Source organism: Escherichia sp. E4702, from assembly GCF_963883545.1.
GTDB lineage: Bacteria > Pseudomonadota > Gammaproteobacteria > Enterobacterales > Enterobacteriaceae > Escherichia.
The window spans coordinates 176,389-189,043 of the sequence record NZ_CAWORF010000005.1; the positions used below are offsets into that span (position 1 = coordinate 176,389).

The 12,655-nt window shown below is 50.5% G+C and carries 6 protein-coding genes and 2 pseudogenes; 5 read left to right on the top strand and 3 right to left on the bottom strand.

Translation table 11 applies throughout. From position 1 onward, the window contains the following. Nucleotides 1–226 precede the first annotated feature (226 nt). Nucleotides 227–2,983 (bottom strand): two-component sensor histidine kinase BarA, encoded by a 2,757-nt coding sequence (gene barA, locus AACU94_RS02190; RefSeq protein ID WP_130207684.1) that lies wholly within the window; start codon nt 2,981–2,983, stop codon nt 227–229. A 56-nt stretch (nt 2,984–3,039) separates the two neighbouring features. On the opposite strand from barA, the gene rlmD reads away from it, so the two are divergent. From rlmD to eno, 5 genes are all read left to right on the top strand, one after another. After that, entirely contained in the window at nt 3,040–4,341 is a 1,302-nt protein-coding gene (gene rlmD / locus AACU94_RS02195; protein WP_130214539.1) for a 23S rRNA (uracil(1939)-C(5))-methyltransferase RlmD, read from the top strand. A 47-nt stretch (nt 4,342–4,388) separates the two neighbouring features. After that, nucleotides 4,389–6,623, top strand: a complete 2,235-nt coding sequence (gene relA, locus AACU94_RS02200; RefSeq protein ID WP_130207682.1) for a GTP diphosphokinase — start codon at nt 4,389–4,391, stop codon at nt 6,621–6,623. 95 nt (nt 6,624–6,718) lie between these two features. Then, nucleotides 6,719–7,510, top strand: coding sequence for a nucleoside triphosphate pyrophosphohydrolase (mazG, locus tag AACU94_RS02205; protein WP_112912024.1), 792 nt, complete (start codon nt 6,719–6,721; stop codon nt 7,508–7,510). Nucleotides 7,511–7,737: 227 nt separating this feature from the next. Continuing rightward, nucleotides 7,738–9,375, top strand: coding sequence for a glutamine hydrolyzing CTP synthase (pyrG, locus tag AACU94_RS02210; RefSeq protein ID WP_130207680.1), 1,638 nt, complete (start codon nt 7,738–7,740; stop codon nt 9,373–9,375). Nucleotides 9,376–9,462: 87 nt separating this feature from the next. Next, nucleotides 9,463–10,761 carry a phosphopyruvate hydratase gene (gene eno / locus AACU94_RS02215; RefSeq protein ID WP_064528183.1) on the top strand — a complete coding sequence of 433 codons (1,299 nt, stop codon included), beginning with the start codon at nt 9,463–9,465 and terminating at the stop codon, nt 10,759–10,761. A 59-nt stretch (nt 10,762–10,820) separates the two neighbouring features. Here the strand turns inward: eno and AACU94_RS02220 are convergent. Both AACU94_RS02220 and AACU94_RS02225 read right to left on the bottom strand, forming a co-directional pair. After that, nucleotides 10,821–11,740, bottom strand: a pseudogene (locus AACU94_RS02220) (TPM domain-containing protein). Nucleotides 11,741–11,973: 233 nt separating this feature from the next. Beyond that, nucleotides 11,974–12,645, bottom strand: a pseudogene (locus AACU94_RS02225) (TPM domain-containing protein); the annotation flags it as partial. Between the last annotated feature and the right edge of the window lie 10 nt (nt 12,646–12,655).

A 12,655-nucleotide genomic window follows, 5' to 3' on the forward strand; every position in this document is an offset into this window, starting at 1 on the left:
AAAACCAAAACCGGCTCTATCTGGAGCCGGTTTGAGACTGATGCCAAACGCAAAATTGCCTGTTGCGCTACGTATCAGGTCTACATCATTTTTTAATTCATTGAATTTAATTGGTTTTGTAGGCCGGACAAGGCGTTAACGCCGCATCCGGCATAAACACAGGCACTTTGTCACCAATCTGAAACCAGCTTCATAAAAAGCCGATTGCTACTCGACAAGACGTCCATTACCCAAGAATTTTACTGGCTTCGCGTGCCACATTATCCATCTCGTCCAACAATTCCAGTAGCTCCGGCTCCAAATCTTCTTCTTTAGTACCGCTTCGTAGCTGTTGTTCAATAAGTTGACAGAGATTCTTCATACGCGGCACACCGCTATAGCCGCAACTGCCATGCAGTTTATGAATCAAATCAACCAGGCCTTCTGGATTTTCCCCAACCAGTTGTTCCTCAACTTTGTTGCGAACTTCAGGCAGGAAATCGAGCAACATTTGCAGCATATCGCGCGCCAGATCGGTTTTGCCAGCGGCCTGGCGTAGCGCCAGTTGCCAGTCCAGAGTCGCATTCTGGTTCACCACAATTTCGTTCACTTCTGGCGTCACAACGCGGGAAGAAATGCCGCTGCCGGGTTTGTAGCGCAGCAGCAAATTATGCAATCGCTCTTCTTCTATCGGTTTCGCCAGATAATCGCTCATCCCCGCGCCAAGTAATTTCTCTTTTTGCCCAGCCATCGCATGTGCAGTCACCGCGATGACTGGCGTTTGTTGCTGGTGCGGAAGCTGGTGGATAAGTTCGCATGCACGAATGCCGTCCATGTCCGGCATTTGAATATCCATTAAGATTAAATCGAACGGCATCTGTTTTGCTCGTTCAACCGCCTGATGTCCGCTATCGCACAACTCCACATGCTGAACCATGTCTTCCAGCAATGCGCCGATAAGTTTCAGGTTTGCTGGGTTATCATCAACAGCCATAACCGTCATTACCAGCTTACTTTCGTCGGTGACAGGCAACAGCGTATTTTGTGTTTGATGACAAAACTCGGTCAGTACAGGCAACAGACGTGTAGGCGTCAGGGGTTTCAGCAGACACGCGCCGATACCATCTTGCTTGAGCTTTTCGGCATTGACCTGTGCATGGCACGGAAGGGCGAGCATCAGAAAATCGGTCATCGACACCGCTTTCGCTAACCGCTCATGTTGCATCGTTAGCGGTTCGCGGAAAGTCACCGCAATCCCTAACAACATCATGTCGTAATGCGCGGGAGGGAGGGCCGAGAAGCTTGGGCTGTAGACCACCTCAAGCGGTGTTTCGCTTAAAATATCCAGCGTGCACTGCGCGGCTGCCGAGTTCGGTTCGACATAAGCCAGGCGTTTGCCGGTGAGGCACTGGGTGGATGGTCCTTCAATAATAATATTCGGGTTCAGATCGAGATTAATATGGAACCAGAAGGTTGAGCCACGATTCGGCTGGCTATGGAACGAGATATCTCCGCCCATCTCATTAACCAGTTTTTGCGTAATTACCAGCCCCAGCCCGGTGCCGCCATGACGGCGTGAAATACTGGCATCTGCCTGCCTGAAGGCCTGGAACAGGCGCGATTGATCGCGTTCAGGAATACCAATACCGGTATCGCGGATCTGCACTTCAATCTGAACTTTGGTATTACTCAGCGCTCGTTTTTCCACCAGAATATCGATGTTGCCATTCTCGGTGAATTTAATCGCATTCCCCACCAGGTTAGTGATAATTTGCTGTAAACGCAGTGGATCGCCTATCACGTTATCTGGCACGTCGCTCTTAATATTGAGCGTCAATTCCAGCCCTTTATCGTGAGAAGAATGCGCCAGAAGAGTAACCACTTCATCCAGCGTGCTGCGCAGCGGGAACGGAATACTTTCCAGGATCAGCTTGCCCGCTTCCAGTTTCGAGAAGTCGAGAACATCATTAATAATTGCCAGCAAATTATTTGCCGAGCGTTCAATCGTGTTCAGGTGATCGCGCTGCGTTGGCGTTAATTCTGTTTTCAGCGTCAGGCGGGTAAAGCCAATAACTCCATTCAGCGGTGTACGCAGCTCATGTGACATATTCGCCAGAAACTCGGACTTAATACGCGCAGCTTCCTGGGCGCGCTTTTTCGCCAGGTCCAACTCAACGTTCTGAATTTCCATCTGCTCCAGCGTTTCACGCAGATCGGACGTCGCCTGGTCGATATTGTGCTGCATCTCTTCGTGATAAGCCGCCAGAGACATTGCCATCGAGTTGATGCCGTTTTTCAGCATATCCAACTCGCCGAGCATAAATCCTTCCACCCGGCTGTCGAGTTGTCCTCGGCGGATGCGGTCGACAGTATTCACCATGTTGCGAATCGGGCCGGTTACATCGCGCATGAGTCGCCAGCCAAAAATAAGCGCAATACCAATACAAAACAGCATCATCACGCTGGAAATAAAAATCTCTTTATATTGCTGTAAGCGCACCGATTTAAGGTCCAGCTCAAGGGCAATATACCCCAGCATATTCTGACTATTTTTGGCATCGCTAATGGGCGATTCGTCGGGAGAATAACTCTCGGAGATAATCGGCGTACGCAAAATCATAATATCGCCATCACGTGTGACAGTGAGCTGGCGCGGAAATGGCACGTTACTACCGAGCTGCATTGCTGAAGGGTCGAGATGAAAATTGGAGGTGACAAAGAGTCGGTTATTTTCATCGTAAACTGAAATGGCGCGAACAATATCAGAATGGCGACGATGCAAAACGCTTATCAACTGACCGATAGATTCGCGATTTTGCAGGCTCATGCCATATTCAGTAGAAACTGCAAGCGGCTCAATAATGCTGGCACCGGCATCTTCCAGTTGACGCTGCAAGTCGTTATAGCGATGCACGACGAAAAAGATACTGAGCAATAAACCAATAAGGACGGTCGGCGCCAGGATCAGAATCATCATGCGTGCGCGCAGGCTGTAGTTGGTCATGGAGTTCCGTTATGGGACAATTAAGGTCACACTGTTAAATTGAGAAAGTCTCGCCAATGGCGCAATTCTACTCTGCAAAACGACGCGTGACGACGCGTCAGATCATAACCGTTTCAGTCAACGACCTCGACTCTTTTGGTCAGGGCGTGGCACGACATAACGGAAAAGCGTTATTTATCCCCGGGCTATTGCCGCAGGAAGACGCGGAAGTTACTGTTACTGAAGATAAAAAACAGTATTCCCGCGCTAAAGTCGTGCGCAGGCTAAGCGACAGCCCGGAACGCGAAACGCCACGCTGCCCTCATTTTGGCGTATGCGGCGGCTGTCAGCAACAACACGCCAGCATCGAACTACAGCAGCGAAGCAAAAGTGCGGCGCTCGCCCGGTTAATGAAGCATGACGTCTCTGAAGTGATCGCCGATGTTCCCTGGGGATACCGTCGCCGCGCGCGCTTAAGCCTGAACTATCAGCCGAAAAAACAACAATTACAGATGGGATTTCGCAAAGCGGGTTCCAGTGACATTGTCGATGTTAAGCAATGCCCCATTTTAGCGCCCCAACTTGAAGCATTGCTGCCCAAAGTCAGGGCATGCCTGGGCAGCTTACAAGCCATGCGCCATCTTGGTCACGTTGAACTGGTGCAGGCAACCAGCGGCACGCTGATGATTTTACGCCATACCGCACCGCTAAGTTCGGCTGATCGTGAAAAACTGGAACGCTTTTCGCATTCTGAAGGCCTGGATCTGTTTCTCGCCCCCGATAGTGAGATACTCGAAACCGTCTCTGGCGAGATGCCCTGGTATGACTCAAACGGATTGCGTTTAACTTTTAGCCCGCGTGATTTTATTCAGGTCAACGCGGGTGTGAACCAGAAAATGGTGGCGCGCGCGCTGGAGTGGTTGGATGTGCAGGCTGAAGACAGCGTGCTTGATCTATTCTGCGGTATGGGCAATTTCACACTGCCATTAGCGACACGAGCGGCTAGCGTGGTAGGGGTAGAAGGTGTTGCGGCGCTGGTGGAGAAAGGTCAGGAAAATGCGCGACTTAATGGTTTACAAAATGTGACGTTTTATCATGAAAATCTTGAAGATGATGTCACAAAGCAGCCGTGGGCTAAAAACGGCTTTGACAAAGTGTTGCTGGACCCGGCGCGAGCAGGTGCTGCTGGCGTCATGCAGCAAATTATAAAACTGGAACCCATTCGTATAGTTTATGTATCCTGTAACCCTGCGACGCTGGCTCGGGATAGCGAGGCGTTATTAAAAGCAGGATATACCATTGCGCGACTGGCGATGCTGGATATGTTCCCACACACGGGGCATCTGGAATCGATGGTGCTTTTTTCGCGCGTTAAATAGTTACGATTTGCTGATTTCGGCAGGTCAGGTCCCTAAAGGAGAGGACAATGGTTGCGGTAAGAAGTGCACATATCAATAAGGCTGGTGAATTTGATCCGGACAAATGGATCGCAAGTCTGGGGATTGCCAGCCAGAAGTCGTGTGAGTGCTTAGCCGAAACCTGGGCGTATTGTCTGCAGCAGACGCAGGGGCATCCGGATGCCAGTTTACTGTTGTGGCGTGGTGTCGAGATGGTGGAGATCCTCTCGACATTAAGTATGGACATTGACACGCTGCGGGCGGCGCTACTGTTCCCTCTGGCCGATGCCAACGTAGTCAGCGAAGACGTACTGCGCGAGAGCGTCGGTAAGTCGGTCGTTAATCTTATTCACGGTGTGCGCGATATGGCGGCAATCCGCCAGCTTAAAGCCACACACACCGATTCTGTTTCCTCCGAGCAGGTCGATAATGTTCGCCGGATGTTGCTGGCGATGGTCGATGACTTCCGTTGCGTGGTCATCAAACTGGCGGAGCGAATTGCCCATCTGCGCGAAGTGAAAGACGCGCCAGAAGATGAACGCGTACTTGCAGCAAAAGAGTGCACCAATATCTACGCGCCGCTGGCGAACCGTCTCGGGATTGGGCAACTGAAATGGGAACTGGAAGATTACTGCTTCCGTTATCTCCACCCGACCGAATACAAGCGCATCGCCAAATTGCTGCATGAACGCCGTCTCGACCGCGAACACTATATCGAAGAGTTTGTCGGTCATCTGCGCGCTGAGATGAAAGCTGAAGGCGTTAAAGCTGAAGTGTATGGTCGTCCGAAACACATCTACAGCATCTGGCGCAAAATGCAGAAAAAGAACCTCGCCTTCGATGAGCTGTTTGATGTCCGTGCAGTACGTATTGTTGCCGAGCGTTTACAAGACTGCTACGCCGCGCTGGGGATAGTGCACACTCACTATCGCCACTTGCCGGATGAATTTGATGATTACGTCGCAAATCCGAAACCAAACGGCTATCAGTCTATTCATACTGTGGTACTGGGGCCGGGTGGCAAAACCGTTGAGATCCAAATCCGCACCAAACAGATGCATGAAGATGCAGAACTGGGTGTCGCTGCGCACTGGAAATACAAAGAAGGTGCGGCTGCTGGCGGGGCGCGTTCGGGACATGAAGACCGGATTGCCTGGCTGCGTAAACTGATTGCGTGGCAGGAAGAGATGGCTGATTCCGGCGAAATGCTCGACGAAGTACGCAGCCAGGTGTTTGACGACCGGGTATACGTCTTTACGCCGAAAGGTGATGTCGTTGATTTGCCTGCGGGATCAACGCCGCTGGACTTCGCTTATCACATCCACAGCGATGTCGGACACCGCTGCATCGGGGCAAAAATTGGCGGGCGGATTGTGCCATTCACCTACCAGTTACAGATGGGTGACCAGATTGAAATTATCACCCAGAAACAGCCCAATCCCAGCCGTGACTGGTTAAACCCAAACCTCGGTTACGTCACAACCAGCCGTGGGCGTTCGAAAATTCATGCCTGGTTCCGTAAACAGGATCGTGACAAAAACATTCTGGCTGGACGACAAATCCTTGATGACGAGCTGGAACATCTTGGGATCAGCCTGAAAGAAGCAGAAAAACACCTGCTGCCGCGTTACAACTTCAATGATGTCGACGAGTTGCTGGCGGCGATTGGTGGCGGGGATATCCGTCTCAATCAGATGGTGAATTTCCTGCAATCGCAATTTAATAAGCCGAGTGCCGAAGAGCAGGACGCCGCCGCGCTGAAGCAGCTTCAGCAAAAAAGCCATGCCCCGCAAAACCGCAGTAAAGATAACGGGCGCGTGGTAGTAGAAGGTGTCGGCAATCTGATGCACCACATCGCGCGCTGCTGTCAGCCGATTCCTGGTGATGAAATTGTTGGTTTCATTACTCAGGGACGCGGTATTTCTGTGCACCGCGCCGATTGCGAACAACTGGTGGAGCTACGCTCCCATGCGCCAGAACGCATTGTTGATGCTGTATGGGGCGAGAGCTACTCCGCCGGATATTCGCTGGTGGTCCGCGTGCTGGCTAATGATCGTAGTGGGTTGTTACGTGATATCACGACCATTCTCGCCAATGAGAAAGTGAACGTGCTTGGCGTTGCCAGCCGTAGCGACACCAAACAGCAACTGGCAACCATCGACATGACCATTGAGATTTATAACCTGCAGGTGCTGGGCCGCGTGCTGGGTAAACTCAACCAGGTGCCGGATGTTATCGACGCGCGTCGACTGCACGGGAGTTAGTCTTACATAGCTGGATATGGCGTCAGCCGTATCCAGCGATATCTTTTACTCGAAGGTATTACACCTGACAGACCCGCAATTTTCAGGACATTCTAATGAATCAAATCGACCGTTTGCTCACCATCATGCAGCGCCTGCGCGATCCGGAAAACGGCTGCCCGTGGGATAAAGAGCAGACATTTGCTTCTATAGCACCTTACACACTTGAAGAAACCTACGAAGTGCTGGATGCCATTGCCCGCGAAGACTTTGACGATCTGCGCGGTGAGCTCGGCGATCTGTTGTTCCAGGTGGTGTTTTACGCGCAAATGGCCCAGGAAGAAGGGCGCTTTGACTTTAATGATATTTGTGCTGCGATCAGCGATAAATTAGAGCGTCGCCATCCGCATGTTTTTGCTGACAGTTCTGCCGAAAACAGTAGTGAAGTGCTCGCCCGTTGGGAGCAAATCAAAACTGAAGAACGCGCGCAGAAAGCACAGCATTCGGCGCTGGATGATATTCCTCGTAGTTTACCGGCTTTAATGCGTGCGCAAAAAATCCAGAAACGTTGCGCCAACGTTGGTTTTGACTGGACGACGCTTGGCCCGGTGGTCGATAAAGTCTACGAAGAGATCGACGAGGTGATGTACGAGGCGCGGCAGGCTGTTGTCGACCAGGCTAAACTGGAGGAGGAAATGGGCGACCTGCTGTTTGCAACGGTTAATCTGGCTCGCCATTTAGGGACGAAAGCAGAAATCGCATTGCAAAAAGCGAATGAAAAATTCGAGCGTCGTTTTCGCGAAGTGGAGCGTATTGTTGCCGCGCGTGGACTGGAAATGACAGGTGTTGACCTCGAAACAATGGAAGAAGTCTGGCAACAGGTAAAACGGCAGGAAATTGATCTCTAAGGGAATTACGCGGTCAAGCGCCATTTGTGTCATTTTTTAAATGACAAGCGCTTGATTTGCGTCAAAAACATTTACCCCAAAGGGGCTATTTTCTCACTCCTGATTTCAATAGTGCGCTGGCGAAGAGGAGGGATAATGAAAGTTTGTGGCACAGGTCATGTTCGGGTATACTGCTTTCCCGTCCTGGTTATTCCATCGTCTTTTCAACCTAACTTCTCAGGTTCAGCATGACAACGAACTATATTTTTGTGACCGGCGGGGTCGTATCCTCTCTGGGTAAAGGCATTGCCGCAGCCTCCCTCGCAGCCATTCTTGAAGCCCGTGGCCTCAATGTGACCATCATGAAACTGGATCCGTACATTAACGTCGATCCAGGTACTATGAGCCCAATCCAACACGGGGAAGTGTTCGTTACTGAAGACGGCGCTGAAACCGACCTGGACCTGGGTCACTACGAGCGTTTCATTCGTACCAAAATGAGCCGCCGCAACAACTTCACCACGGGTCGTATCTACTCAGACGTTCTGCGTAAAGAACGCCGCGGTGACTACCTCGGCGCAACCGTACAGGTTATTCCACACATCACTAACGCTATCAAAGAACGCGTTCTTGCAGGTGGTGAAGGCCACGACGTGGTTCTGGTCGAAATCGGCGGTACCGTAGGTGACATCGAATCCCTGCCGTTCCTCGAAGCGATTCGCCAGTTGGCTGTTGAAATTGGCCGTGAGCACACTCTGTTTATGCACCTGACGCTGGTGCCGTACATGGCAGCGTCTGGTGAAGTCAAAACCAAACCGACCCAGCACTCTGTAAAAGAGCTGCTCTCCATCGGTATCCAGCCTGACATCCTGATTTGTCGTTCAGATCGCGCCGTTCCGGCTAACGAACGTGCGAAGATTGCATTGTTCTGTAATGTTCCGGAAAAAGCGGTTATTTCTCTGAAAGATGTCGATTCCATCTATAAAATTCCGGGCCTGTTGAAATCTCAGGGGCTGGACGATTATATTTGTAAACGATTCAGCTTAAACTGCCCGGAAGCGAATCTGTCCGAATGGGAACAGGTTATCTTCGAAGAAGCGAATCCGGTGAGTGAAGTCACTATCGGTATGGTCGGCAAGTACATTGAACTGCCGGACGCTTACAAATCCGTGATCGAAGCACTGAAACACGGTGGGCTGAAGAATCGTGTCAGCGTCAACATCAAACTGATCGATTCACAAGATGTTGAAACGCGCGGTGTTGAAATCCTTAAAGGTCTGGACGCGATCCTCGTACCTGGCGGTTTCGGCTATCGTGGCGTAGAAGGCATGATTACTACCGCGCGCTTTGCGCGTGAGAACAATATTCCTTATCTGGGCATTTGCCTGGGTATGCAGGTGGCGTTAATTGATTACGCTCGCCATGTTGCCAACATGGAGAACGCCAACTCTACGGAATTTGTGCCAGACTGTAAGTACCCGGTTGTGGCGCTGATTACCGAGTGGCGCGATGAAAACGGCAACGTTGAAGTTCGTAGCGAGAAGAGCGATCTCGGCGGCACCATGCGTCTCGGCGCACAACAGTGCCAGCTGGTTGACAATAGCCTGGTTCGCCAGCTGTACAATGCGCCGACAATTGTTGAGCGTCATCGTCACCGCTACGAAGTCAACAACATGCTGCTGAAACAGATTGAAGATGCAGGTCTGCGCGTTGCGGGCCGTTCCGGGGATGATCAGTTGGTCGAGATCATCGAAGTTCCGAATCACCCGTGGTTCGTGGCTTGTCAGTTCCATCCGGAGTTTACTTCTACTCCACGTGATGGACACCCGCTGTTTGCTGGCTTTGTAAAAGCCGCCAGCGAGTTCCAGAAACGTCAGGCGAAGTAAGTAAAAAAGTTAGAACGGCAACGCGTACCCTGGGTACGCGTTGTTTGTCTGGAGTTTCAGTTTAACTAGTGACTTGAGGAAAACCTAATGTCCAAAATCGTAAAAATCATCGGTCGTGAAATCATCGACTCCCGTGGTAACCCGACTGTTGAAGCCGAAGTACATCTGGAGGGTGGTTTCGTCGGTATGGCAGCTGCTCCATCAGGTGCTTCTACTGGTTCCCGTGAAGCACTGGAACTGCGCGATGGCGACAAATCCCGTTTCCTGGGCAAAGGCGTAACCAAAGCTGTTGCTGCGGTTAATGGCCCGATCGCTCAGGCGCTGATTGGCAAAGATGCCAAAGATCAGGCTGGCATTGACAAGATCATGATCGACCTGGACGGCACCGAAAACAAATCTAACTTCGGCGCGAACGCAATCCTGGCTGTATCTCTGGCTAACGCCAAAGCTGCTGCTGCCGCTAAAGGGATGCCTCTGTATGAGCACATCGCTGAACTGAACGGCACTCCGGGCAAATACTCTATGCCGGTTCCGATGATGAACATCATCAACGGTGGTGAGCACGCTGACAACAACGTTGATATCCAGGAATTCATGATTCAGCCGGTTGGCGCGAAAACTGTGAAAGAAGCCATCCGCATGGGTTCTGAAGTTTTCCATCACCTGGCAAAAGTTCTGAAAGCGAAAGGCATGAACACTGCAGTTGGTGACGAAGGTGGCTATGCGCCGAACCTGGGTTCCAACGCTGAAGCTCTGGCTGTTATCGCTGAAGCTGTTAAAGCTGCTGGCTATGAACTGGGCAAAGACATCACTCTGGCGATGGACTGTGCAGCTTCTGAATTCTACAAAGACGGTAAATACGTTCTGGCTGGCGAAGGCAACAAAGCTTTCACCTCTGAAGAATTCACTCACTTCCTGGAAGAACTGACCAAACAGTACCCGATCGTTTCTATCGAAGACGGTCTGGATGAATCTGACTGGGACGGTTTCGCATACCAGACCAAAGTACTGGGCGACAAAATCCAGCTGGTTGGTGACGACCTGTTCGTAACCAACACCAAGATCCTGAAAGAAGGTATCGAAAAAGGTATCGCTAACTCCATCCTGATCAAATTCAACCAGATCGGTTCTCTGACCGAAACTCTGGCTGCAATCAAGATGGCGAAAGACGCTGGCTACACTGCAGTTATCTCTCACCGTTCTGGCGAAACTGAAGACGCTACCATCGCTGACCTGGCTGTTGGTACTGCTGCAGGCCAGATCAAAACTGGTTCTATGAGCCGTTCTGACCGTGTTGCTAAATACAACCAGCTGATTCGTATCGAAGAAGCTCTGGGCGAAAAAGCACCGTACAACGGTCGTAAAGAGATCAAAGGCCAGGCATAAGTCTGACTTTATCTGATTTAAAAATGCCAGCCTTCGGGCTGGCGTTTTTTATGGTTGAGTTACCAGCGGCCTGAGGAACCACCGCCTCCAGATGAACCACCGCCACCGCTAAACCCGCCACCGCCGCTAAACCCACCACCACTTGAGCCTCCACCGGAAGAGGATGAAGAAGAACCTTTTCTTGAAGCCCTTTCTTTACCGAGTTTCTTATATTTGGCGCGTAGTTTTTTACTAACTATAAGCCAAAAGATAAGCAGCGCTACGATCGCGAAAGGCGTTAACATACCGCAGGCAACGATTAAATTCGTCCATGGTCCTGGCTCTGCAACATAAAGGAATACCATCCCGTAAATTGCGCCAGTGAGTGCTATCCAGGGAGATTTGACGGATCGGTAAAAACAATAAAATATGAAAGCACCGCCAGTAATATAATTACAGCAAGCGATAATGGAATAGGGGGATTGATACTGTAGTAATTCCCCCTGTTTTCCGGTAATTCACCATTCAACAGAAGCGCGCCAATATTTTCGCTTGCCAGTGTTAACCCACCCATAAGGTCATCACTTTTAAAAGCAGGGATTAATATATCACGGATAATCTTCGCCGCTTGCAGGTCGGTAACCACCCCTTCCAGCCCGTAGCCCACTTCAATGCGAACTTTACGATCTTCCCAGACGACCAGGATCAGAATACCATCGTCACGCCGCTCATCCCCCAGTTTCCAGCTATCAAAAACGCGAGTTGCATATTGTTCAATGGTATCGTCCCCGGTGGATGGCACAATTAATACGGCGACCTGGGCTCGTGTTTTTTGTGTAATATCCTGCAGCTGCTGTGTCAGTGATTGTTGTTCAGACGAGCTTAACGTACCAGTAATATCGGTCACCTGTTGGCGCAGCTCCGGCACAGCAATTTGCTGGGCAAGCACCGGAAGGCACCACAAAGCGAGTAAAATAAAGATTAAGCGCATTACGATCACCAACGCCCGGAAGCGCCACCGCCACCAGATGAACCGCCGCCACCGCTGAAATTGTCATTGTCGAAAGACGATGAAGAGGAAGATGACGACGATGATGAAGAATGCCTGGAGGCCGAGTTGCTTCTTTCGTAACGTGACGGTCGGTTGGCACTACGCATTGAATCACGCACCTTTCTGCCGAAAGGTGTGAAAGCGATAGCTACGACCAGGAACGGTGTGGCGAAACATAATAATGTGGCAAGAACTCCCCAGCTCCCGCTATATCCAGCGATGGGAAGTACAAAGGCCAATATTATGGCAGCAAAGCAAATTACTCCCAGCGTTTTGACATATCCTCTGGCAGAAATAAACGTCAGTACTATCGCCCAGACTAACAAAGCCCACCAACCGCTAAAGGGCAAAGGGTGATCGGGCGATGTGTTATTGACTAAATCATTTCCTGATAGTCGGGTTTCAATATCACTGATACCCTGTTGCAAGCCGCCAGCAAGGTCGCCTTTTTTAAACGCGGGAATAATACTGTTGCGAATAATTTGCCCGGACTGTGCATCAGTAAGAATACCCTCAAGCCCGTAACCGATTTCAATATGAACTGTATGATCTTGCCAGGCAACTAACAGTAAAATACCGTCATCACGACCTTTATGGCCGGGCTGCCAACTTTCGAACACACGTGTTGCATATTGCTCGATGGTTTCTTCGCCTGTGGTTTCAACCACCAATACCACAAGCTGCGTCTGTTCTTTTTGCGTCAGGGCTTTAATCTGGCTGGTCAGCGTACTTACTTCCCCTCTGGTTAATGTCCCTGTTAAATCATTTATATATTTAGGTAATTCAGGTACTGGAACTTGTACTGCAAACGCAGATGAACAGACCAGAACAAGAAGTAAGATAAAATTTTTCATATAATTAACT